This window comes from Nocardia sp. XZ_19_369 (genome assembly GCF_015355715.1).
In the GTDB taxonomy this organism is placed as follows: Bacteria; Actinomycetota; Actinomycetes; order Mycobacteriales; family Mycobacteriaceae; genus Nocardia.
Genome location: NZ_JACVED010000006.1, coordinates 564,902 through 588,312 on the forward strand (window position 1 = coordinate 564,902; position 23,411 = coordinate 588,312).

Consider the following 23,411-nt stretch of genomic DNA (forward strand, 5'->3'; position numbering starts at 1 on the left):
CCCGTCGTTGCCTAATACGGTACCCGGAACGAGAATCGCAGTTCACTTCTGGGCCAGAATCGCGAAGTGACCAGGCGTGAAGACGCGGCACGTGGAAGAAGACCGAGATTCTCGACAAACCGCGGCGGGTGCGGCAGTGTCCGCAACCACACAGTTCCGACGCGGTGTTTACCCGCTGTCCAACTTTTGGTGAACATCACCATGCGACGGTGGGGCCATGGCGGCGACCCTCATCGCGACGGCTCCGACCGGTTCCGTTGCCTCATCCTCCAGTACGACAGCCCTGCCCCCGGTCCGACCGGTGGAGCGTCTCGGGTTGGCGGTGCTGCTGCTCGGAACCGCGCTCGCGTACCTGTGGCACATCACCGTGAACGGTATGGGCAACAACTTCTACGCGGGCGCCACCTGGGCCGGCTCGCGGAACTGGAAGGCGCTGCTGTTCGGGTCGCTCGATCCGAGCAACTTCATCACCGTCGACAAGCCGCCGGTCTCCCAGTGGGTGATGGGGCTGTCCGGGCAGCTGTTCGGGTTCAGCAGTGCCAGCATGCTCGTTCCGCAGGCTTTGATGGCGGTCGCCGCGGTCTGGTTGTTGTCTGCGGCGGTGGCGCGGGCGACCGGCAGCCGGGGCGCCGGGCTGCTCGCCGGGGTGGTGCTGGCGGCAACACCGGTGGTGGCGTTGATGTTTCGGTTCAACAATCCGGATGCGGTGCTGGTGCTGCTGATGACGGCAGGCGGCTACTGCACGATCAGGGCGCTGGAGCGGGCGAACGGTCGCTGGCTGATGCTGGCCGGTGTCGCGCTCGGGTTCGCGTTCTTGACGAAGTTGCTCGAAGGGTTGATGGTGCTGCCCGCGCTGGGGGTGGTGTACCTCGTGGTCGCGCCGACCTCGTTGCGGAATCGGTTGTGGCACTTGGTCGGTGCCACTGCGGCGTTGATTGTTTCCGCCGGTTGGTATGTGCTGCTGACCATTCTGTGGCCTGCCTCGTCGCGGCCCTATCTTGCGGGGTCGACGGACAACACGTTCATGGATGCGGTGCTCGGCTACAACGGATTCGGGCGGTTCCTGGGTGACACCCCGGCGTCGGGCCAGATCGCGCTGCCCGCCGGCTATCAAACGCCGCCTGGGCTGGTGCAAAGTTTCAATGATTTCGGATCGCCCGGAGTTGGTCGACTCTTCTTGGGCGAGAGCGGATTCGAGATCTCGTGGCTGCTTCCTGCGGCGCTGCTGGCGTTCGTGGTGGTGCTGGCTTCGCGGTGGAGTGCGCCGCGTACTGATCTAATACGTGGTGCCGCATTGCTTTTCGGGCTGTGGCTGATCACCATGGGTGGCGCCTTCAGTGCGATGAAGGCTATCGAGCACTCCTATTACACGTTGACGCTCGCGCCCGCTGTGGCCGGGTTGGTGGCGGTCGGGGTGCACGAGCTGTGGCGACGGCGCGACGAGCTTTTCGGCAGGCTCGGTGCCGCCGCGCTGGTGCTTACCATGGGATTATGGTCTTCGGTTGTGCTGCAACGTAATTCGGATTGGCTGCCGTGGTTGCGCTGGGCCGTGGCGGGGACGGCAGTGGTTGCGGCGCTCGGGCTGCTGGTGACGGCGATCCCGGTTACGGCCGGCTGGCGGACCGCTCGAGCCAGAGCGACCGCGCTGCTGGTGATCGTCGGCGTGTTCGCCGGACTCGGTGGGTCGACAGCCTATGCGGCGGCCACCCTGCCGCAGGCCCATGTCGGGCGCAGTCCCGTCGTCGGGCCGGCCAAGCCCGTCGAGACCGGGATCGAGGCGCTCATCCATCGGCAGACGCAGAACTTCGCCGACGGCGGCGCGTTCACCAACCCGCAGCTCGTCACCATGCTGATGAGCACCACGACGAAATGGTCGGCCGCGGTCGATCGCGGCTCGATCGCCGCCGCGCTGGAATTGGCCAGCCGCACCCCGGTGATCGCCATCGGCGGGTTCGCGGCAGAGGACCCGGTACCAACGCTAGAGGAGTTCCAGCAGATCGTGGCCGACCATCAATTGACCTACTACCTGGTGCAGGAAATGCAGCTGCCCGCGTCCTGGAAAGTCGGCGGCCAACCCGGCGCCGCCACACCCTCCGCCCCCGAAAAGCCGTGGCAGGTGACCGGGAAGCCGGAGATCGCGACCTGGGTGAGTCACCACTACACCGCAACGCACATCGGCAATATCGCGATCTACGACCTGACTCCGCACCCGAATTAGATGTCCATCTGAGTCGGTGCGGTTAAATCCGCCGACCCAGCCCGATGATTGCCAACCCGGTCGGGCGCAAGGGCAGGCACCGCGCCCACTCCGTGGCAATTGGACTGAGTGCAGGAACGGGTTGAGCCAGGCAGGCGAGCAGGGTGGACAGACTGGTTGGCTCAGCACGGTGCAACGGACCCACGCACTCGGACTCCGCACCAGCCCTGTCTCAGCCGATCACCCTCAACGACTCTCGGCACGCGACAATCAACGCTGGCACAGGCCGCGCATGCGGGCACAAGACGGGTCTAGTCGCGATTGCGGTCATGACCGCAATCGCGCTGCACTAGCCGCACCCGTGTGGCATCGCTCTCCGCACAGCTCGTATTCGGCTACACGTGTCGCCTAGCGACGATCAGCGCTGGACCCAGTCCCGCATGCGGCCGAACAAGGTGCGGCCGGAGTCGCGTTCCCGTTCGGTGAAGAGGAATTTCAGTTCCTCCTCCAGGGACTTGCGGACTACGTCGCGCAATTCCTCTGCGGCCGTGTCGATGTCGTCGACGTCGCGCCAGGGGGCCGGGTCGATCGGGGTGCCCGCGGAGAAGTAGAAGCGTTCGGGGCGCGGCAGGACGGTCGGGCCGAGGCCGCGCAGCAGCGGCGGCGTCAGTTCGGGGTTGATGCCGAGGGCTTCGACGGTCCAGCGCAGCGGGCGCAGCAGCGGGTGGTCGCCGTCGATCACGATGTCGTAGGCGTCGTCGACGCCGATCATCGCGATCGGCACGATCGGCGCGCCCGCCTCGATCGCCATCCGAGCGAAGCCGGTGCGGCCCTCCCACTTGAGGAGGTACTTCTCGTTCTTGCGGCGCACCGCTTCCCGCCCGCCGCCGGGGAAGACGATGACGGCCTCGCCGCGCTTCAACAGCGCGAGGCAGTTGCCGCGGGTGCCGCGGACCGCGCCGTAGCGGTGCAGGAAGTGGCGCACGCCCGGGACCGCGATCAGCACGTGTTCGGCGAGCCCGCGGATCAGACGGCCGCGACGGCGCAGCACCTCGGGCAGCAGCAACGGTGCGTCGATGCCGCCCATCAGGTTGTGATTGCCGACGAGCAGCACGGGTCCCTCGGTCGGGATGTTGTCGAGTCCGTAGAACCGCGGACTGGTCCACGCCCGCAACGGCGACAGCAGCGCCTCGATTACCCGCAGATCGCTGTCGCTCAGCGAAACCGCCAGCGGAGCCCCATCACTGAGCGCAGGCTTCTCCAGTACCAACGCCCCGGACGCGCCCTCCACGGAACCAACGGAACCCGAACGGTCGTGCGACATACATCCCTCCTGATGTCGCCCCGAACGATACCGTAACGAATTCCACTGTGCCGCATCACATGTGAGCGCCAACACAGTCCACCCGGTCTGCTATGAGCTCCGGCGCACGCTCCCCCGACACCAAAACCACCGCCGGCCTGCCCCGCAGCCCCCCATCCCCCAACCCAAGAGTTTGCTGTCAATTCGTCCGCAACCACACAACGTCCCCACATCAGCGTGGCTCGAATGCGCCAACCACCACGTATGCGCATGCCAGTCGTCCCGCCGACACTCACCGCGTGCCCAGCCTCGACCAGCGCCGTTTCTTCTGCCGCACAGAACCGCCAGCAGTCGCCGCTTATCTCCGCTCCGACCACCTTCGACAGCACGCGAGTGCTCCTGCCAGCCAGCCGTTAGCAGGCCAAGGGTCACCGACAGGAACATGACGGCGCCAACCGCGAATGGGAACGCCATAAGGTCCCGCACGGTCATAGCCACCCCGTCGAACGGGACATGACGGCGACGAAACGCGAGTGGGCGCGCCCTGATGTCCCGCTCGGTGATCAGCAGCTCGCTGAAGGGGACACGATGGCGGCGAAACGCGAGTAAACGCACCACTATGTGTCCCGCTCGATGATCAGCAGGCCGTCGAAAGGGGACATGACGGCAGCGAGACACGAGTAGGCGCGCCCTGGTGTACCGGTCGGTGACGATCGTTGCAACTGTCGCCCCACTGCGGAGCAGACGTAGCCACGCGTGGCTACTCGTCTCGTCGGCTGCCATGCCGCCTGGTGGCACACCAGCTGTCCCACCGAGCGGGACATGGCAGCGGCGAAAAGCGAGTGGGCACGCCATGGTGGCCTGTCCGACGATGATTCCGATGCGGGCTGATCGCCGTGCGTGGAGCAATGATCTGCGCCGCACATGGCTGCTCGCCTCTTGCAGGCTGTCGTGCCGACGCGCGCTCCCGCGAAAATGATGGCGCCAGGACACGGGGAGACGCGCCGTGAGGTCCCGGTCGGTGATGGTCAGCCCGCCGAACGGGACATGACGGCGGCGAAACACGAGTAAGCGCACCATCATGTCCCGCTCGGTGATCAGCAGGCCGCCCAATGGAACGTGACGGCGGCGGAACGGGAGTGGGCGCGCCGTGGTACCCCACTCGGTGATCAGCAGCCCGTCGAACGGGACACGACGGCGGCGAAACGCGGGTAAGCGCGCCCTGATGTCCCGCTCGGTGATAGGCAGCTCGCTGAAGGGGACATGATGGTGGCGAAACGCGGGTGGGCGTGCCCTGGTGTACCGGTTGGTGACGACCATCGCAGCGATCGCCTTGGCGCGGAGCAGACGCGGCCACGCGTGGTTACTCGTCCGGTCGCTGCCATGCCGCCTGGTGGTACACCAGCTGCCCCACCGAGCGGCACATGACAGCAGCAAACGCGAGCACGCGCACCGTGATGCCCCACTGGTGATCTACAGCCTGTCCAACGGGACATGACGGCGGCGAAACGCGAGTCCACGCGCCCTTATGTCCCGCTCGGTGATCAGCAGGCCGCCAACGGGACATGACGGCGGCGGAATGCGAGTGGGCACGCCTTGGCGTCCCGTTGGGTGCTGGCTGAAGGCTGAACAGCCCTGGTGTGGAGCAAGGGTCTGAGGGCCATGGCTGCTCACCCCCTATGGCCTGCCGTGTGGAAGTGCGGGGCAGGTCCCGTCGAACGGACATGGTTGCGGCCGTGCAGACCATCGGGCTGGTCGCCATGGGTGGAGCAACGGTCTGCCCACGCCACCATTGCCGCCTTTACGGCCCCTCAATCCGGACCTGCGGGACTACTCCCCGACGTGCCCGTTGGTGTCCGGGTCGACCGCGCCACCGGCGTGGGCGAACTCGGACAGGGCGGCCGCGAGTGAGTGGGGGACGCGGGCGTGGACTCGGGTGCCACCTTCCTCGTGGGTGGAGTCGAGGATGCGGCCGTCGGCGTGGATGCGGGCGAGGAGGTCGCCGCGGCTGTAGGGGACGACGACGCTGACTTCGACGTCGAGGCCGCCGAGCACTTCGGCCAGGCGGTCGCGGAGGGTGTCGATGCCGAGGCCGGTGTGTGCGGAAACGAAGGCGGCGTCGGGCAGCTGGCCGCGCAGGCGGGTGAGCGCCATCGGGTCCAGTGCGTCGATCTTGTTGACCACCAGCAGTTCCGGCGGGGCGGGGGTGCCCTGTTCCTTGATCACGTCGGTGATCACCTCGCGGACCGCCTTGATCTGTTCGGCGGGCAGCGCGTCGGAACCGTCGACGACGTGCAGCAGCAGGTCGGCGCCGGTCACCTCCTCCAGCGTCGACCGGAACGCCTCGACCAGCTGGGTCGGCAGGTGCCGGACGAAACCGACGGTGTCGGTGAACACGACCTCGCGGCCGTCGTCGAGGTCGGCGCGACGGGTGGTCGGGTCCAAGGTCGCGAACAGCGCGTCCTGCACCAGCAGCCCGGCGCCGGTCAGCGCGTTCATCAGGCTGGACTTACCCGCATTGGTGTAGCCGACGATCGCCACCGACGGGATGCCGCTGGAATTACGGCGGGCCCGCATGGTGTCGCGCGCGGTCTTCATCTCTCGGATCTCACGGCGCAGCTTGGCCATTCGCTCACGGATGCGCCGACGATCGGTCTCGATCTTCGTCTCACCAGGACCTCGCAGACCCACACCGCCGCCGTTGCCGCCGGCCCGACCACCGGCCTGCCGGGACATGGACTCACCCCAGCCGCGCAGTCGCGGCAGCATGTATTCCATCTGTGCCAGCGCGACCTGCGCCTTGCCCTCGCGGGAGGTGGCGTGCTGGGCAAAAATGTCCAGGATCAGCGCGGTCCGGTCGATCACCTTGACCTTGACGACCTTCTCCAGCGCGGTCAGCTGCGCGGGCGTCAGTTCACCGTCACAGATCACGGTGTCGGCGCCGGTTTCCAGCACCACGGCGCGCAGCTCTTCGGCCTTGCCCGATCCGATGTAGGTGGCCGGGTCCGGCTTGTCCCTGCGCTGGATCAGCCCTTCGAGCACCTCGGAACCGGCGGTCTCGGCGAGCGCGGCCAGTTCGGTCATGCTCGCGTCGGCCTGCGCCGCACTGCCCGCGGTCCAGACACCGACCAGCACGACCCGTTCCAGGCGCAGCTGCCGGTACTCGACCTCGGTGATGTCGGTGAGTTCGGTGGACAGCCCGGCGACTCGGCGCAGCGAACTACGCTCGTCGAGCTGCATCTCGCCCACGGTGGGGTCGGCGGCGGTCCAGCCACCGGACCGCTTCATCCGCGCGGCGTGCTCGGCGACCACATCACCGGTCTCGGCCTCGTCGGCCGATGCGTCGGTGGCGGCATCGTCGAGCTGGATGTCGTCATCGGCCGTCTCGGTGAAGTCGTCGGCCGGAGTGAATTCATAAACTTTAGATTTCGTCATACAAGATCCATGATCCCACGATGCACCGACATGGCGCATTCGGATATTCGGCACAGCGTGTTGGACGCTGCCGGGCGGTGTTCCCGCAACCGTGCACGGTCGAGGTATGCCCGGGCTTGCGTGCCCTAACCTTCAGCGTTCGCACCTGACGCTAGGCGGATATGGCTGGCGCGACCATCAAGCTGAATGCCGGCCGACCGCCATTTGCCCAGTCGCCGACTACCGCCGGTCGCCGACTTCCAGCGCCGCCTGCCACCTGCCGGTCGTGACCGCCAACCGCTGACTGCGGGGTCAGAGGTGCTGCCACCAACCCTCGGAGATCGTCCCTGAGGCAACCAGCACCGAAGGCCCGCGCAGCGAAGCACTACCGCCCTCGAACCCGACCGTGACCTCACCACCGGGCACCCGCACGCGAACCTCCCCCGTATCGGAGGCGATCCGGAACCCCTCACGAACCAGCGCCGCCGCGGCAGCAGCGACGGTTCCGGTTCCGCAAGAACGGGTTTCGCCGACCCCACGTTCATACACACGCATATCGACCGAACGCTCGGCGTCCAGTGCGGTCAAAATCTCCACGTTGACGCCGTGCGGAAACAAATCCGGGTCATACCCGGGCGGCACGGTGAGATCGAGCTTGGCCAACCCCTCCGCGGACAGCTCGGGATCGACACAGGCCAGATGCGGATTCCCGACATCGATACCGACCCCGGGGTACGCCCAGCCCGCAACAGTCGCAGTGGATTCACCGAGTTCCCGAACGGGCCCCATGTCCACGGTGACCTCACCATCCACCGCGGTGGCGGAATGCACCACGACCGGACGCCCACCCGCGCGGCTGACGACGACGAATTCCCGGCTGTCCGTCAACCCCGAAGCCACCAGATAGTGCGCGAATACCCGCACACCGTTCCCGCACATCTCGGCAATCGAACCATCGGCATTGCGGTAGTCCATGAACCAATCCGCATCATCCACCCCCGCGGGCAGCTCGTCGAGCACACCCGCGGCACGCAACGCACCGGCGCGCGCCACCCGCAGCACACCGTCGGCACCCAACCCGCGCTGACGGTCGCACAGCGCACTGACCCGCTCGGCGGTCAGCTCCAGGCGAACCTCGAGGTCCGGCAGCAGCACGAAATCGTTCTGGGTGCCGTGCCCCTTGGTGAACTCGATATCCGACACGTGCGTGTTCTCCCTACCTTGTCGTCACTTGGCAAACGTCCGGCGCTGCCGGGAAATTTCGTACAGTGCGACGGCGGCCGCCGAGGGCGCGCCGAGCGAGCTGGCGGTGCCGCCCATCGGGATGTGCACCATGTCGTCGCAGGCGTCCTGCCATGCGGCGCTCATCCCGGTGGTCTCGTTGCCGACGACGAGGATGGTGGCCTCGGTGAAGTCGTAGTCGTAGGCCGCGCGCGGTCCGTGCTCGTCGGTGCCGACGATCCGGGTCGGGATGCCGCGGCGCACCTGCCTGTCCCGGAATTCGAGGACCTGCGCGGCGCCGGCCGCGCGCAGCACCGGCATCGCGAACAGCGAGCCGGTGGACGCGCGCACGGCCTGCGGGTCGTACTGGTCGGCGCCGTGCCCGGTGACGATCACCCCGCTGGCACCGAACGCGTCGGCCGACCGGATCAGCGTGCCGAGGTTGCCCGGCGAGTTCGGCCGATCGAACACCACGACCACGGGTGCGTCCTCGCCGGGCTCCCCTGGTTCGAAGGTGTCCAGCTCCTGCTGACGCGACACCGCGACGGCCACCAATTCCGGTATGCCACCGACCTTTTCGCCCAGCTCGGCCATCAACTCCGGCACCAGCCCGACCTGCGGGACGTCGCTGGTGTCGAGTAGCTCCCTGGCCCAGCTGGACAGATCAGGGGTGCCGAGACGATAGAGCAGCGTCTCCAGCGGCCAGTCGTTGGCGACGGCCTGGGTGATCGGGCGCACGCCCTGCACCAGAAAGCGCCCGTCACGGTGGCGTTTGGTCCGGTTGTTCAGGTAGGCCTGCCACACCTGGACCGAGGCATTGCGGGTGCTCACACGTCGGGTCACTGCGGAGTCCGTTCTTTCTCGTCGTGCAGGGCGAGCGCGGTCGCCACCAGATCGGGGGCGGCACCGTCCACCCAGCGCACCCGTGGGTCCCGCCGGAACCACGAGCGCTGCCGTCGAACGTAGCGCCGGGTGCCGATCAGGGTGCGTTCTTGCGCGTGCTTCATGTCGTATTCGTTGTCGAGATACGCCAGGACTTGTGCGTACCCGATGGCGCGCCGGGCAGTCACCCCGTCGCGCAGGCCCTGGTCGATCAGCGCGCGTACTTCGTCGACCAGCCCGGCGGCGAACATCAACTCGGTGCGGCGTTCGATCCGCTCGTCCAGCTCGGCGGTCTCGCGATCGACACCGATGATCACCGTGCCCCAACGCGGCCTGCCGATCTCAGGTGCGGACGCGGCGAACGGCTGACCGGTCAGCTCGACGACCTCGAGCGCGCGCACCATGCGGCGGCCATCGGTGGGCAGGATCGTGGCCGCGGCAGCGGGATCGGCCTGCCGCAACGCCGCGTGCACGGCGGCGACACCGCCCTCGGCGAGCACCGCCTCCCAGCGCGCCCGCACGGCCGGATCGGTGGCCGGGAACTCCCACTTGTCCAGCAGCGCTTGCACATACATCATCGACCCGCCGACGATGACGGGAACGCGACCGCGCGCCATGATCGCGGCCACGTCCGCGCTCGCCGCGGCCTGATAGGCGGCGACGGTCGCGGTTTCGGTCACGTCGAGCACATCGAGCTGGTGATGCGGGATGTCACGCCGTTCGGCCACAGTGAGTTTCGCGGTGCCGACATCCATGCCGCGGTAGAGCTGCATCGCGTCGATGTTGACGATCTCGCCGCCGAGCCGTTCGGCCAGGTCGAGGCCGAGGTTCGATTTGCCGGTGGCGGTCGGGCCGACCACGGCGATCGGGGTGATGTCGGAGTCGCTCACGCGGACCTCGCCGGTCGCCACAGGCTCACCTGATACCCGGAGCCGAAACTCCCCACGGTGCTCTGCCCACGACTCGCGCTCATGCGGACACCGTCCCGGCAGGTCGCCACAGACTCACCTGATATCCGACCCCGAAAGGCGCGTCGCTGTACAGCGTCTCGACCATGGGATCAGTCTCGAACAACCCGGCCAGCACCTGATAGGCGGCTCGCCCGGACATCACCAGTTCCGCACACAGCGCCGGATCCAGCGAGCGCAGCGCAGCCCGGTCCCCCGCGGCCAACGCGCGATCGAGTCCATCCTGCACAGCGGCGGCCCGCTCATCGAGATAGCCGGGCGCTTTCAACGACAACGTCGCGGCACCGTCGGCCACCACGAGCACGCCGTGCTGCTCAGCGGAACCATTCAGTTCCGCGCGCAATTTCGCACCGAGTTCGACGCAGCGGTCCTCCCGAGTATCGGCGGCGACGATCCGAACTTCCGCGCCGACGGCGGGCGCCACCTGCTCCCGCAACCATCCAGCGATCAATACCGGTAGCGGAAGCTGAGCATCCGGTTCGGCCGTAGCGGTCGCGGACAGCGCGACCCGGAGATCCGCCCCGAAGCCGCGAAACGTACCGACCGTTTCCGGACCGAACACCTGGTCGGCGGCACCGGTACCGATTACTGTCCAGCGGTCTGACACCCGCGCGAGCGCGGTCGCGGCGGCGAGCACGGCAGCCCGCAGCACCGCCCGCGGATCGCCCGGATGACCGGGAACCGCGCCTGTCACACCGCCGCAGAGCTCGGGCACCAGGATCGGTGGCGACGGGACCAGGGCGGCAATCGGGAACACGGGCTAACCGTAACCGTTGCGCGGGACACCGATACGCACCGCGGGTACCGCCCAGCTTCGAGTGTCTCTGCCGCAAACCTGGCCGAGATTGCTACTGTTCGAGGAGCTACAACCCAGGTCATCAGGGGTTGCAATCCCCGTGATTCCGCCGAGTGAGGGCATGGGTCGATGGTCACAAGAGCTCGGACCGGGTTCAATGGGATGAGCTAGGGCGTAACCAGGCAGCCGTGACGCGCGGCAGGGACGAGGAGCAATGACCGACAGCAACGGAACCGCGAAAGCCAGCCCCGGCGCGATGCCGCGCTCTTCCGGTGCCCCGAAACCCGGCGGCTCGGTCCACCCTCCCAAGCCGCACGCGACGCCGGGCCAGACTCAGCACCCGCACCCCGTGGTGCCCACCGTCTCCGACCCCAGCGCCTGGGGCCGGGTCGACGAGGACGGCACCGCCTGGGTGAAGACCGCCGAGGGCGAACGTCAGGTCGGTTCCTGGCAGGCCGGCGACGCCGCCGAGGGGCTGGCCCACTTCGGCCGCCGCTTCGACGACCTGGCCACCGAGGTCGCGCTGCTCGAGGCGCGCCTGGCCGCGGGCGCGGATGCCCGCAAGACCAAGGCCGCCGCCGTCGCCCTCGCCGAATCGCTGCCCACCGCCGCCGTCATCGGCGATATCGACGGGCTGGCCAAGCGCCTCGCGGCGATCGCCGAACACTCCGAAGAGGCGGCCGCGCACGCCAAGGAGGAGAAGGACCGCGCGCGCCACGAGCACACCGAGCGCAAGGAAACGCTGTGCGCCGAGGCCGAGAAGATCGCCGCCGAATCCACCCAGTGGAAGGCCGCGGGCGACCGGCTGCGCGAGATCCTCGACGAGTGGAAGTCGATCCGCGGCGTGGACCGCAAGGTCGACGACGCGCTGTGGAAGCGCTACTCCAAGGCCCGCGAGGCATTCAACCGCAGGCGCGGCGCGCACTTCGCCGAGCTCGACCGGGAACGCGCCTCCGCGAAGACCCGCAAGGAAGAGCTGTGCGTGCGCGCCGAGGAGCTGTCCGGCTCGACCGACTGGGTCGGCACCGCCGGCATCTTCCGTGACCTGCTCGCCGAGTGGAAGGCTGCCGGCCGGGCGCCGCGCGAGGCCGACGAGGCACTGTGGCGGCGCTTCAAGAGCGCGCAGGACGTGTTCTTCGCCGCCCGCAACGCCGCCGTCACCGAACGCGACGCCGAGTTCGACCAGAACGCGGCTGCGAAGGAAGAGCTGCTGCAGGCCTACGAGCACATCGACCCGGCCAACGGCTTGGAAGCCGCCCGCGCCTCGCTGCGGGAGTTGCAGGACAAGTGGGACGCCATCGGCAAGGTGCCGCGCGAACGCATTCAGGAACTGGAAGGCAAGCTGCGCGCCATCGAGAAGCGGGTCCGCGACGCGGTCGACGCGCAGTGGCGCCGCACCGACCCGGAGGCGATGGCCCGCGCGGCCCAATTCCGCGAGCGGGTAGCGCAATTCGAGGAGCAGGCCGCCAAGGCCCAGGCCGCAGGCAAGGCACGCGACGCGGAGAAGGCCCTCGAACAGGCCAAGCAGTGGCGTGAATGGGCCGAAGCCGCAGAGGGCGCGGTCACCAACCTCTAGCTAGACCCAGCCGCACACTTTTTGATGCGCCGCATATCGAATCGCATGCGATTTGGTGTGCGCCACATCAGAAAGCGTGCGGCTGCTTGCGTCACAGCGGCGAGTGGGCCAGCACCCCGAGGCGGCGCACACTCCGGCAGCGCTACTCCCCGGTGAGGCGGCGACGGTCGCGTTCTTCGGCGGCAGCCGAGGCATTGCGGCGCTGCTCTTCGGCGGCCAGCTGCACCGCAGTGCGACTCCAGACCACGCGAATCCAGTGGAACGTCAGCACGATCGCGGCAATGGTGCCGAGGATGAGCCCGATGGCGGGTCCCGCACCGTGGTAGTTGCCGATACCGGGCGTCTGCCGATGCCAGATGGAGAAGACGCCGAACACGCTGGTGATGGCGGTGCCCGCGACGGCGATCCAGGCGAGGAACCAGCGCCGCGTCATCAGCGCCAGCATCGAGAAGCCGATGCCGAAGATCACCAGGAACCAGACGAAGATCCGCGACGGCAGCCCGATGTGCTCCAGCTGTGCGGCGTTGGTGCCGAGCAGCACGTCGAAGCCGCGCGCGCCGCCGGCGTGCGGCAGCACCAGCGAGAGCAACAGCACGAACACCGCGCCCGCGACCACCATGGCGCGCACCCCGGGGTCGATCTCCCCGGCGATGCGACGTTCCACCGCGTCCAGTTCGTCGCGGAACTGCTCGAAGTTGCTGTTCTCGACCGAGTTCACTGAACCCTCGTTTCGTTCGGCTTGTCCGTGGTTCGCTGCACTGCCCGCGTCCACTGTGCCAGCATCGCGTTCGTTCGCCGCAGCCGACCCACTACCGCCGGTAGTAGGTTTGGTGTTCTGCGACTGCGCGGCCGGATCCGGCGTGAAGTTCTCGCCCGATCCGTCGCTGTTGTCGCTCGGCTTCTCGCTCACGCCGCCCCTTCGCTGACATTCGGTTCCGCCTCGCACGGTGCGCGACGGTGCCTGACTGGCTCGCTGTTGTGCACATCGCGTCCGGCGTGGCTATCACTAAGCAATCCGACTGTGCCGGTGGTCGACCGGTTCATGCCGCCGCCACGACGCCGTGCTCTTTCAGCATGCGCGCCATCCGGCCCGCTTGCCCACCGATCCGCCGCACCGACGCTCGGTTTCGACGCCCGCGCCGCCACATACGTCGCGTTCTACGACCCGCAGCCGGTCGAACAGCCCACGGCCGCAACCGGTTCCGGCGCGGGGGCGCCGATGCGAGGCAGTCCGAGGCCGACACCGATGGGTTCGGTCTTCGGCGTGATGCCGCGTTCGTGCGCGTCACCAGCGGCGGTGCGCCGGTGCGACTTGATCGGCGAGTCGGCGATCAGGTGATGCGGTGCCGCCTCGGTGAGATCGACGGTCACGATATCCCCGGGCCGGATCGACTCGGGCGTGCCGCCGGGCCGGAAGTGCACCAGCCTGCCGTCGCGCGCACGCCCGCTCATCCGCGCGGTGGCGGCGTTCTTCTTGCCCGCCCCGTCGGCCACGAGCAGCTCGACCTCCGTGCCGATGAGCGCCCGGTTCGCGTCGAGCGAGACTTCCTCCTGCAACGCGATGAGCCGCTCATAGCGTTCCTGCACAACGGCTTTCGGCAGCTGATCGGGCATGTCGGCGGCGGGGGTGCCCGGCCGCTTGGAGTACTGGAAGGTGTACGCGCTGGTGAAGCGGGCCCGCCGGACCACGTCCAGGGTCTCCTGGAAGTCCTCCTCGGTCTCCCCCGGGAACCCGACGATGATGTCGGTGGTGATCGCCGCGTGCGGCATCGCGGCCCGCACCTTCTCGATGATGCCGAGGTAGCGCGCCTTGCGGTAGGAGCGGCGCATCGCCTTGAGCACCTTGTCCGAGCCGGACTGCAGCGGCATGTGCAGCTGCGGGCAGATGTTCGGGGTCTCGGCCATCGCCTCGATGACGTCGTCGGTGAACTCGGCGGGGTGCGGCGAGGTGAAGCGCACACGCTCCAATCCGTCGATGGTGCCGCACGCGCGCAACAGCTTGGCAAACGCACCACGATCGCGCGCCTCGTCCGGGTCGGCGAACGAGGCGCCGTAGGAGTTCACGTTCTGCCCGAGCAGCGTCACCTCGAGCACGCCCTGGTCGACCAGCGCCTGCACCTCGGCCAGCACGTCACCGGGGCGGCGGTCGACCTCCTTGCCGCGCAGCGCGGGCACGATGCAGAAGGTGCAGGTGTTGTTGCAGCCCACCGAGATCGACACCCAGCCCGAGTACGCGGACTCGCGCTTGGCGGGCAGACTCGACGGGAACGCCTCCAGCGATTCCAGGATCTCCACCTGCGCCTCGGCGTTGTGCCTGGCCCGCTCCAGCAGCACCGGCAGCGAGCCGATGTTGTGCGTGCCGAACACCACGTCCACCCACGGCGCTTTGCGCACCACGGTGCCGCGGTCCTTCTGCGCCAGGCAGCCGCCGACGGCGATCTGCATGCCGGGCTGGTCGGCCTTGATCGAGGCCAGGTGGCCGAGGGTGCCGTAGAGCTTGTTGTCGGCGTTCTCGCGCACCGCGCAGGTGTTGAGCACGACGAGGTCGGCCGTCGCCCCCGGCGCGGCCTTCACGTACCCCGCGTCCTCCAGCAGCCCGGACAAGCGCTCGGAGTCGTGCACGTTCATCTGGCAGCCGAAGGTGCGGACCTCGTAGCTGCGCAGGCCCTCTGTGGGCGGTTGGGCGGGTGCCAACACTGCCTGTCCGATCGAATCCACGCGTCCAGGGTACGGGCAGGCCCGAATCGGACGACGTTCGGGCGACCCAAATTTCGGGGGCATCGGCACATTTTTTAACGGCACGTTTTTTGCTGGCACGGTCGCTCCGGGCCTAACGGCGCTAACACCTTCTGATCAGGCACGCTTTGCCTTCAACCGACCCTCCGCCGGACCCGCCGACGCCTACTCGGACGAACCGGGCAGCCGGGTTAACACGGCGTGTCGCCCCGGCGTGGCGGAACGGTGTGTCGCCGAAACTCGGGCAAATCCGGATTTTGCCTTTAAGGTCTTGGACCATGACCGACGACGCCGCCGCGCCCGATACGACCGGGAACGCTTCAACCGGGGACGCCAGCGCCGCCAGCGTGCCGATGATCTCGATGCGCAACGTGCAAAAGCACTTCGGTGAACTGCACGTACTGCGCGATATCGACCTGGAAGTCCCCAAAGGACAGGTAGTCATTGTTCTCGGGCCTTCGGGTTCCGGGAAGTCGACGCTGTGCCGCACCATCAACCGCCTCGAACCCATCGACTCCGGTGACATCGCCATCGACGGTGTCCCGCTCCCTGCCGAAGGCCGCGGCCTCGCCGCGCTACGCGCCGACGTCGGCATGGTGTTCCAATCGTTCAACCTGTTCGCGCACAAGACGATCGTCGAGAACGTGATGCTCGCGCCGATCAAGGTTCGCAAGATCAAGAAAGAAGCGGCGCGCAAGCACGCCATGGAACTGCTCGACCGGGTCGGCATCGCCAACCAGGCCGACAAGTACCCGGCGCAGCTGTCCGGTGGACAGCAGCAGCGCGTCGCCATCGCCCGCGCCCTGGCGATGAACCCGAAGGTAATGCTGTTCGACGAGCCGACCTCCGCACTGGACCCCGAAATGGTCCAGGAGGTGCTCGACGTGATGGTCTCGCTGGCCAAGGACGGGATGACCATGCTGGTCGTCACCCACGAGATGGGCTTCGCCCGTCGCGCGGGCAACCGAGTCCTGTTCATGGCCGACGGCCAGGTGGTCGAGGACGCCGAACCCGAGGTGTTCTTCACCGCGCCGAAGTCCGACCGTGCCAGGGACTTCCTCGGCAAGATTCTGACCCACTGAAACGTAGAGATCGATCGCTGGCCCGTGCCGAACCGATGGACGGCCTAGTCCAAACGTCCACGGCCAGCAAACCCATGAGAGAAGGAAATTCGATGAGGATCAACCGTGCCCTGCGACTCGGTGTCGGTGCGATCGCACTGACACTCGCCGCCGCGACCGCCACCGCGTGTGGCGGCGGTGAGTCCAAGTCCGCCCTGGATAACGCCAAGGACGGCAAGCTCACCATCGGCATCAAGTTCGACCAGCCCGGCCTGGGCCTGCGCAACAAGGACGGCTCCTACAGCGGCTTCGACGTCGAGATCGGCAAGCTGGTCGCGGAGAAGCTCGGCGTGAAGGCCGACGGCATCACCTGGAAGGAATCCCCGTCCGGCCAGCGCGAGACGCTGATCGAGAACGGCCAGGTCGACTACATCGTCGCCACCTACTCGATCAACGACGCGCGTAAGCAGAAGGTCGACTTCGGCGGCCCGTACTACATCGCGGGCCAGTCGCTGCTGGTGCGTGCCGACAACACCGACATCACCGGCCCGGACAGCCTCAAGGGCAAGAAGGTCTGCTCGGTGAAGGGCTCCACGCCCGCGCAGAACATCGAGAAGAACTTCAAGGACACCCAGCTGCAGACCAACGACACCTACTCGCTGTGCCTCGAGGGCCTGCGCGCCGGTTCGTGGGACGCGGTGACCACCGATGACATCATCCTGGCCGGTTACGCCGCCCAGAGCACCGGTGCGTTCAAGGTCGTCGGCAAGCCGTTCACCACGGAGAACTACGGCATCGGCCTGAAGAAGGGCGACAAGGAGCTCCGCGACAAGGTGAACGACGCGATCGAGGCGATCATCGCCGACGGTTCCTGGAAGAAGGCGTTCGACTCGACCGTCGGCATCTCCGGGTACCAGGCGCCGGAGCCGCCGAAGGTCAACCGGTACTGAGTTCTTCCCTCGCACGGGTGGCCTGACCGCGCCGGTTGGGCCACCCGCCGCACATCCCCTGACAATCGAGACCCGATGGGAGGGACACGTTCGCCGTGTTCGACCTGATCTCGAGGTATGACGATCAAATCCTCGACGCCTTCTGGGTGACCATCAAACTGACCGTTCTGTCCGCGGTCGGTGCGCTGATCCTGGGCACTTTCGTCGCCGCGCTGCGCGTGTCCCCAGTACCGATCGCCCGTGCGGTCGGCACCGCCTACGTCACCATCTTCCGTAACACTCCGCTCACGCTGATCATCATCTTCATGTCGCTCGGCCTGTACACCACGATGGGCTGGAACCTCGCGGGTGAGGGACCGAATTCCGTGGCGGACAACAACTTCCGCTACGCCATTCTCGGATTCAGCATCTACACCGGCGCTTTCGTCTGCGAATCGCTGCGCTCCGGCATCAATACCGTGGCGATGGGGCAGTCGGAGGCGGGCCGTTCGCTCGGCCTGACCTTCGCCCAGAACCTGCGATTGATCGTGCTGCCCCAGGCTTTCCGGGCGGTCATCGCCCCGATGGGCAGCGTGCTGATCGCACTGACCAAGAACACCACCATCGCCTCCGCCATCGGCGTGGTCGAAGCCGCAACCCTCATGGCGAACATCAATGAGAACGAGGCAGCGGTGGTTGCCGTGGGTGCCATCTTCGCGCTCGGCTTCGTCATCCTGACCCTGCCGACCGGGCTGCTCTTCGGCTGGCTCGCCAAACGATTCGAGGTGGCCCGATGACCACTGCGCCTTCGGTTCTCTTCGATGCGCCCGGCCCCAAGGGGCGTATCCGGCACCACATCTACTCGGTTGCCGTGGTCGCCGCCGTCGCGGCCTTCCTCTGGGTCCTCTACAGCGGCTTCGCCGACAAGGGGCAGTTCACGGCGGAGAAGTGGAAGCCGTTCGTCGACCTCGAGGTCTGGGAGACCTACCTGCTCCCCGGCTTGAAGGGCACGGTCGTCGCCGCACTGCTGTCGATCGTGTTCGCTCTGCTGATCGGCATGGTCTTCGGCATCCTGCGGCTGTCCGAGCACCGCGTGGTGCGCTGGGTGGCCGGCGCGGTGGTCGAGGTCTCGCGGGCCATCCCCGTGCTGATCCTGATGATCTTCCTGTTCGCCCTGTTCTCCCAGAACAAGGTGTTCAAGGTCGATGACCTGGCACTGGCCGCCGTGGTGATCGCACTGACCGTGTACAACGGCTCGGTCATCGCCGAAATCGTCCGCGCGGGCATCCTCTCGCTGCCCAAGGGACAGACCGAGGCGGCGGTCGCGCTCGGCATGCGCAAGAACCAGCTGATGCGGTTGATCCTGCTGCCGCAGGCGATTACCGCGATGCTGCCCGCGCTGGTCTCGCAAATGGTTGTCGCGCTGAAGGACTCGGCGCTCGGCTACCAGATCACCTACACCGAGATCGTGCGCTCCGGCCAGCAACTCGGTGCGGCGGAACAGAACACGGTGCCCTCGCTCATCGTGATCGCCATCGTCATGATCATCCTGAACAGCGCGTTGACCATCTTCGCGACCAAGCTGGAGAAGAAGTTGCGCTCCCGCAAGAAGGGCAAGGCGGTCCTCACGGCCGACTCGATCATCACCGATGCCGCGCCCGGGATGGATCTCACCAAGAAGTAACTGTTCGACGTCGAACGCAACGCGATACGGCGGTGCGCTGGATGCGGTAATCCGCTCCGGTGCACCGCCGTTCGCGTTCCGGTGGTACGTCGGCGCGCGGGTCGGCGGCGGGCGTTGTTCGCCGGATCAGCCAACTGGTCGGAGGGGCCGACTACGATCGCGTTCGTGCGAGTAGGGCTACGGATCTCCGGTTTTCTGGCGTTTGCTGTCCTGCTGGCCGTGGCGGTGCTGACGGCGTGGGAGCAGCAGCCGCGCGGGCATCGGCCGGAGTCGGCGGCCGGGGATGTTTTTAGTGCTGAGCGCGCGTTTCGGGTGGTCGAGGAGATCGCGCGACAGCCGCATCCGATCGGCACGGCCGAGCACGATCGCGTGCGTGACCATCTCGTGGCGGAACTGCGGAATCTGGGGCTGGAGACCGAGCTCCAAGCGGGGGTCGGCAAGTATCCGCCCGGGCTCCAACGGGATGTGCTCGGGATGGGGCGGGTCGCCAATATCGTTGCCAGGCTGCCGGGCACGAATTCGACCGGAACTGTTTTTCTGACCGCACACTATGATTCGGTCGCCTCCGGGCCGGGCGCGAACGACGACGGAGTCGGGGTGGCGGCGGTACTGGAAGACGTTCGCGCACTGCGCGCGAGTGGCACCGCATTGCGCAACGACGTGGTCGTGCTGCTGACCGACGCCGAGGAGACCGGCCTGCTGGGCGCGGAAGCGTTCGTCGCCGCGGGCCAGGACGGTCGCGACACCGGCGTGGTGATCAACCACGAGGCACGCGGTGCGGGCGGCCCGGTGTTGTTGTGGCGGACCACCCACCCCGATGACACGCTGATCCGCGCCGTCCAGCGGGTCGCGCCGTATCCGAACACCGACTCGCTGTCGACCACCCTGGCCGGTGCGCAGACCTCGGGCAACACCGACTTCACCGCCTTCGAGCCGGGCGAATTGCGGGTGCTGGACTGGGCCTTGGCCGGTCGCAGCGCCTACTACCACAGCCCTCTCGACGATCCGGCCCACGTGGACCTGGCGGCGGTGCAGCAGCTGGGCGACAACAGCCTCGCGCTGGCCCGGGAATTCGGCGACAAAGACCTCACCGTCACCGACGACACCGATCGCTCGTTCTTCCAGTTGCCGTTCGGGGTGCTGGTGGTGCTGCCGTTCTGGGTGATCATCGCGCTCGCGGTGGCCACCGTCCTTGCCGTGGCCTGGGTCAGCAGGCAACTCAGACGGTCCGGGGAGACCAGTCTGCGGCGGATATTCGGTGCCGCCGCAACGGTTTTCGTCGCGGCACCGCTCGCGGCGGGCGCGGTATACGGGCTGTGGGAAGTGCTGAAGGCCATCCGGCCCGAGTACCGCCCGCTGTTCGTCGACCCTTATCGGCCCGAGTTCTATCACGTGGCGATTCTCGTGCTGTCCGTCGCGGTGCTCACCGCCTGGTTCGTGCTCGCACGGCGACTGTTCGGTGCCATGGCCGCCGCGGCCGGGCTGCTGTGCTGCCTGGCGGTCCTCGGTCTGGCGCTCGCGATCCTCGCTCCCGCCACCGCGCACGTGCTGGTCGTGCCGACCTTCGCCGCAGCCGTGGGAGTGGCGGCTACTTTCACGGTGCCGGAGCGGTGGCGGTTGCCGGTCTTGACCGTCCTCCTCGTGCCCGCGGCGATATTCCTCGGCAGCGCAACGTGGCCCGTGCTGCAAACCGGTATCACTACTGCCCCGTTCCTGGTCGCGCCCGCGGTGGTACTGCTCGGTGGTCTGCTCATGCTGACGATCACCCAGGCGTGGCCGGCCAAGCACGGCTGGGCCATCCCGTCGACCGCGGTGGTGCTCGCCATCGCCCTCTCCGCCACGGGTCTGGCGGTGGACCGCTTCGATGCCAACCATCCGATGTCGTCCCAGCTCATCTACGCGCTCGACGCCGACCGGAAGGAGGCGCGGTGGCTGTCCCACGAAGCCCCGGACCGCTGGACCCGCGATCTGGTCGACACCACCGCCCCCACCGAGCGGTTCGCTGAGCTCTGGCCCACCGCCGTCGCGAGCGGCCCAGCGCCGGCAGAGGCCCTCTCCGCGCCGAGCGCTGAAATCCTCTCCGACACCACCGAATCGGGGCAGCGCACGGTCCAGCTGCGCCTGCGCTCCACCCGCGGTGCCACCAGCATCGCCCTGCGTTACGACACCCCGCCCATCTCGATGCGGGTCGCAGGCCGCGAGGTGACTCCGCTACCCGACGCGGGCTTCCTGTTTCAAGCACCCGGGCCCGACGGCGTCGACGTGCACCTTGTCGTTCCCGCCGGTCCCTTCCCGCTGCGACTGGTCGACTACACCTGGCTCCCCGACTCCGGCCTGCAGTCCTACCGAAATCCCCCGAACGACATCTACTTCCGGCAGGACAGCGCGGGCGTCGTCTTCATCACCGTCCCCGGGCTATGAGTCCAACTCGCTGAGCACCTGCAAGATGAGGCCGCGCGCGTCGCGGCCGTACACGGCCGCACCTTTGAGCACCTCGAACATGCGGGCATACATGGCGCACTCGGCGGGCTGGGTGACCTGAATTCCTGCGGTCGGTGTCTCGAGCGCGACCATGGCGTCGTCGAAGATCCAGAATCCGGTGGCAGCGACGGCTTCCCGTTCGGTCATCAGCGGGATGATGCCGAGCGAGATGTTGGGCATCGACATCAGCTCCAGTAGTCGGCCCAGTTGTCCCGCCTGCACCTCCGCCGTGCCGAACCAGGTGCGCAGCGCCTGCTCCTCGAGTACGGCCACGAATCGCTTTCCGCCACGGAGCAGGACGCGCTGACGTTCCATCCGTACGGCCACGGCTTCGTCGAGGTCGTTGGGGGTGTCGAGAAAGCGGATCCAGAACGACAGCATGGCGGCGGTGTACTCCGCGGTTTGGAACAGACCGGGGATGACGTTGTGCTCGTAGATCCGGAATACCTTCGTCGCCTGGTAGCGCTCGGGTGTGTGGGCACCGAGCACCCGCTTCATGCCCGCCCGGCTCTGCCGCCGGAATTCCAGATAGGCCGAGTCCACCGCGCGCAGCGTCGCGACCAAGTCGAGCTCCTGATCGACGGCGGCGCACACTCGGCACCAGGCCCGGATGTCCCGATCGGTCGGGAACTGAACGCCGTTCTCTATCTTGGACACCCGGGTGAAGTGCTGGCCGGTCTCCGCGCCCAGCTGCCGGATGGTGATCCCCGCGGCCTTGCGGATATCCCGCAGCCGATTGCCGAGCGCCCGTCGGGCCTCCTGCGCGGAATTAGCTGGGCCGGTAGTCACGGTGCGGTATGGACAGCCGCCACACGGCCTCGAAGGCGTTGCGGCAGAGCTGAATATCGTGCGGATCGCGGGAGGTGACCCGGTCGGTGGCCACGCCGCTGCCCGCGTAGTGGAGGAAGATCACGAGTCGGTTGTCGAGGAGGTAGAAGTCGTTGCCCGGGATGGCCACCGAGGACATCAGTCGCCGCGGCACCCAGCGGATATCCTCGCCGGCCTCGACCATCGGGTCTGCGATGCTGTTGGACCAGCGCTGGTACTCGCTCAGCGGCTCCGACACGATCCTGGCCCGGCGGACCGAGCGGCCTGCGGCCACATGGTCGCGAACCGTATCGCACCAGCCTTGTAGCCAGGCCAGATCATCTAGTTCCCCGGCTGTCCACTGTGCGAGATGCGGTAGCTCGGCCGCCGTTCGATAGGTGTCCCGTGTCTCCAAATGCACTGATTCGACAACGAACTCGCCTAATAGCCGCTCGAACTCTTCATAGGCTATCGATGCCACGGGCTCCCTTCCTGAAGAACTGAATCATTCTGTCGGGGATCTCCACACAGGTTTCACCCTGCGGGATGTTCATGTGGGCAAGAGCCTCGGGGTCGGTGACTACCCATCCCTGCACAATCCACGAATCTCGGTCGGTGCGATACACCGTGGGCGAACCGTTCGGATTCGAGCCCGGATCTTCGCCGATAAAAGTCAGACGCATCGTTGACCCCTTGTCATGGGATGTTGCGAACTGTTGCCCCGAGCCCGTCGATTGTCCCGCCCCGCGGGACCGGGGGTCAAGGGCTGGTCAGCGGGTGAATACGCATGCGGTGCAGTGAAATCCGACCGGAGGTTCGGTTCTCCCACCAGCACCGACCGCAAAGCCCGCAACTTTTCGCAACATGCTATCCCTGTGGCACCGGCCACTTCTAACCTCGGAGGTTGCACGCATGATCAGCTTCGACGAGAGGGCAACTGGGGATGTGGGGACGGCCTACCGCGATCGGCTATCTGCGCCGCGATGTGTCGGGGGTGTCGCAGGTCTGGGACGAGACGCAGATTCGCAGCGTGGCAAAGAGACTCGGGTACGAGCTGGCCAAGATCGTGGTGTTCGGCCCGCAGACCGGCAACCCGGTGCCGCAGTTGCTGGACACGATCGAACGGGTCGGCGCCGACGCCGTGGTGATGCCGACCCTGCAACATCTGCCCGATGCGTTGGACCTGGTGGTGCGGGTCTGCGACGTGATCACGGTGAACCCGGAGAACACCTACGCCCGCTGGGTGCTACCGGAGAACAGCTGGCCGAAGCCGGGAGCCGAAGGCATTGTGGCAAGGGGGGTTACTGGAAACGAGCAGTCGCCACCAGACGGTTTCGGACGTACGGACTGAACCCC

Annotated in this window: 19 protein-coding genes; 8 read left to right on the plus strand and 11 right to left on the minus strand. The window is 67.3% G+C overall.

The window, feature by feature from the left end:
* Nucleotides 1–217: 217 nt before the first annotated feature.
* A complete protein-coding gene (locus IBX18_RS24775; RefSeq protein ID WP_194835896.1) occupies nucleotides 218–2,218 on the plus strand; it encodes a glycosyltransferase family 39 protein in 2,001 nt (666 codons plus the stop codon).
* A 397-nt stretch (nucleotides 2,219–2,615) separates the two neighbouring features.
* Here the strand turns inward: IBX18_RS24775 and IBX18_RS24780 are convergent, their stop codons facing one another.
* The 6 genes from IBX18_RS24780 to IBX18_RS24805 all read right to left on the minus strand — a co-directional run bounded on the left by IBX18_RS24780 (nucleotide 2,616) and on the right by IBX18_RS24805 (nucleotide 10,742).
* On the minus strand, nucleotides 2,616–3,521 hold the full coding sequence (locus IBX18_RS24780) for a lysophospholipid acyltransferase family protein (RefSeq protein WP_194835897.1): 906 nt from the start codon (nucleotides 3,519–3,521) through the stop codon (nucleotides 2,616–2,618).
* A 1,809-nt stretch (nucleotides 3,522–5,330) separates the two neighbouring features.
* Nucleotides 5,331–6,788, minus strand: coding sequence for a GTPase HflX (gene hflX / locus IBX18_RS24785; RefSeq protein WP_228541761.1), 1,458 nt, complete (start codon nucleotides 6,786–6,788; stop codon nucleotides 5,331–5,333).
* A gap of 438 nt (nucleotides 6,789–7,226) precedes the next feature.
* The gene (gene dapF, locus IBX18_RS24790; RefSeq protein WP_194836016.1) at nucleotides 7,227–8,108 is read right to left on the minus strand and encodes a diaminopimelate epimerase; all 882 of its coding nucleotides are present in this window, start codon (nucleotides 8,106–8,108) and stop codon (nucleotides 7,227–7,229) included.
* Between the two features lie 33 nt (nucleotides 8,109–8,141).
* The gene (locus IBX18_RS24795; protein ID WP_107658180.1) at nucleotides 8,142–8,978 is read right to left on the minus strand and encodes an RNA methyltransferase; all 837 of its coding nucleotides are present in this window, start codon (nucleotides 8,976–8,978) and stop codon (nucleotides 8,142–8,144) included.
* Entirely contained in the window at nucleotides 8,975–9,928 is a 954-nt protein-coding gene (gene miaA, locus IBX18_RS24800; protein WP_306796391.1) for a tRNA (adenosine(37)-N6)-dimethylallyltransferase MiaA, read from the minus strand. The genes IBX18_RS24795 and miaA overlap by 4 nt, the downstream gene beginning before the upstream one ends.
* 58 nt (nucleotides 9,929–9,986) lie before the next feature.
* A complete protein-coding gene (locus tag IBX18_RS24805; RefSeq protein ID WP_194835899.1) occupies nucleotides 9,987–10,742 on the minus strand; it encodes a hypothetical protein in 756 nt (251 codons plus the stop codon).
* A 253-nt stretch (nucleotides 10,743–10,995) separates the two neighbouring features.
* Between IBX18_RS24805 and IBX18_RS24810 the strand changes: the two genes are divergently transcribed.
* On the plus strand, nucleotides 10,996–12,357 hold the full coding sequence (locus tag IBX18_RS24810) for a DUF349 domain-containing protein (protein WP_194835900.1): 1,362 nt from the start codon (nucleotides 10,996–10,998) through the stop codon (nucleotides 12,355–12,357).
* 142 nt (nucleotides 12,358–12,499) lie between these two features.
* Here the strand turns inward: IBX18_RS24810 and IBX18_RS24815 are convergent, their stop codons facing one another.
* On the minus strand, nucleotides 12,500–13,075 hold the full coding sequence (locus IBX18_RS24815; protein ID WP_107660732.1) for a hypothetical protein: 576 nt from the start codon (nucleotides 13,073–13,075) through the stop codon (nucleotides 12,500–12,502).
* A 440-nt stretch (nucleotides 13,076–13,515) separates the two neighbouring features.
* Nucleotides 13,516–15,075 carry a tRNA (N6-isopentenyl adenosine(37)-C2)-methylthiotransferase MiaB gene (miaB, locus tag IBX18_RS24820; RefSeq protein ID WP_194835901.1) on the minus strand — a complete coding sequence of 520 codons (1,560 nt, stop codon included), beginning with the start codon at nucleotides 15,073–15,075 and terminating at the stop codon, nucleotides 13,516–13,518.
* Between the two features lie 371 nt (nucleotides 15,076–15,446).
* On the opposite strand from miaB, the gene IBX18_RS24825 reads away from it, so the two are divergent.
* From IBX18_RS24825 to IBX18_RS24845, 5 genes are all read left to right on the plus strand, one after another.
* A complete protein-coding gene (locus tag IBX18_RS24825; protein WP_194836018.1) occupies nucleotides 15,447–16,175 on the plus strand; it encodes an amino acid ABC transporter ATP-binding protein in 729 nt (242 codons plus the stop codon).
* A 92-nt stretch (nucleotides 16,176–16,267) separates the two neighbouring features.
* Nucleotides 16,268–17,104: a glutamate ABC transporter substrate-binding protein gene (locus IBX18_RS24830; RefSeq protein WP_107658184.1), complete on the plus strand. Its 837-nt coding sequence runs from the start codon at nucleotides 16,268–16,270 to the stop codon at nucleotides 17,102–17,104.
* Between the two features lie 95 nt (nucleotides 17,105–17,199).
* Nucleotides 17,200–17,880 (plus strand): amino acid ABC transporter permease, encoded by a 681-nt coding sequence (locus IBX18_RS24835; protein WP_107658185.1) that lies wholly within the window; start codon nucleotides 17,200–17,202, stop codon nucleotides 17,878–17,880.
* Entirely contained in the window at nucleotides 17,877–18,767 is an 891-nt protein-coding gene (locus IBX18_RS24840) for an amino acid ABC transporter permease (RefSeq protein ID WP_194835902.1), read from the plus strand. The genes IBX18_RS24835 and IBX18_RS24840 overlap by 4 nt, the downstream gene beginning before the upstream one ends.
* 165 nt (nucleotides 18,768–18,932) lie before the next feature.
* On the plus strand, nucleotides 18,933–21,188 hold the full coding sequence (locus IBX18_RS24845) for a M20/M25/M40 family metallo-hydrolase (RefSeq protein WP_194835903.1): 2,256 nt from the start codon (nucleotides 18,933–18,935) through the stop codon (nucleotides 21,186–21,188).
* Here the strand turns inward: IBX18_RS24845 and IBX18_RS24850 are convergent.
* From IBX18_RS24850 to IBX18_RS24860, 3 genes are read right to left on the minus strand one after another with little or no spacing between them, the layout of a single operon-like run.
* The gene (locus IBX18_RS24850; protein WP_194835904.1) at nucleotides 21,183–22,037 is read right to left on the minus strand and encodes a helix-turn-helix transcriptional regulator; all 855 of its coding nucleotides are present in this window, start codon (nucleotides 22,035–22,037) and stop codon (nucleotides 21,183–21,185) included. The genes IBX18_RS24845 and IBX18_RS24850 overlap by 6 nt on opposite strands.
* A complete protein-coding gene (locus IBX18_RS24855) occupies nucleotides 22,018–22,536 on the minus strand; it encodes a DUF6879 family protein (RefSeq protein ID WP_194835905.1) in 519 nt (172 codons plus the stop codon). Before IBX18_RS24855 ends, IBX18_RS24850 begins: the two co-directional genes overlap by 20 nt.
* A complete protein-coding gene (locus IBX18_RS24860) occupies nucleotides 22,517–22,738 on the minus strand; it encodes a hypothetical protein (protein ID WP_194836026.1) in 222 nt (73 codons plus the stop codon). The genes IBX18_RS24855 and IBX18_RS24860 overlap by 20 nt, the downstream gene beginning before the upstream one ends.
* 260 nt (nucleotides 22,739–22,998) lie before the next feature.
* Here IBX18_RS24860 and IBX18_RS24865 point away from each other — a divergent pair, with 260 nt between their 5' ends.
* Nucleotides 22,999–23,406: a hypothetical protein gene (locus IBX18_RS24865; protein ID WP_194835906.1), complete on the plus strand. Its 408-nt coding sequence runs from the start codon at nucleotides 22,999–23,001 to the stop codon at nucleotides 23,404–23,406.
* Nucleotides 23,407–23,411 lie beyond the last annotated feature (5 nt).

Bases quoted from the DNA above. Each gene is read 5' to 3' on its own strand.
- IBX18_RS24775 (WP_194835896.1), top strand. From the start codon at position 218: ATGGCGGCGACCCTCATCGCGACGGCTCCGACCGGTTCCGTTGCCTCA.
- IBX18_RS24780 (WP_194835897.1), bottom strand. From the start codon at position 3,521: ATGTCGCACGACCGTTCGGGTTCCGTTGGTTCCGTGGAGGGCGCGTCC.
- hflX (WP_228541761.1), bottom strand. From the start codon at position 6,788: ATGAAGCGGTCCGGTGGCTGGACCGCCGCCGACCCCACCGTGGGCGAG.
- IBX18_RS24810 (WP_194835900.1), top strand. From the start codon at position 10,996: ATGACCGACAGCAACGGAACCGCGAAAGCCAGCCCCGGCGCGATGCCG.
- IBX18_RS24825 (WP_194836018.1), top strand. From the start codon at position 15,447: ATGATCTCGATGCGCAACGTGCAAAAGCACTTCGGTGAACTGCACGTA.
- IBX18_RS24830 (WP_107658184.1), top strand. From the start codon at position 16,268: ATGAGGATCAACCGTGCCCTGCGACTCGGTGTCGGTGCGATCGCACTG.
- IBX18_RS24840 (WP_194835902.1), top strand. From the start codon at position 17,877: ATGACCACTGCGCCTTCGGTTCTCTTCGATGCGCCCGGCCCCAAGGGG.
- IBX18_RS24860 (WP_194836026.1), bottom strand. From the start codon at position 22,738: ATGCGTCTGACTTTTATCGGCGAAGATCCGGGCTCGAATCCGAACGGT.
- IBX18_RS24865 (WP_194835906.1), top strand. From the start codon at position 22,999: ATGTGGGGACGGCCTACCGCGATCGGCTATCTGCGCCGCGATGTGTCG.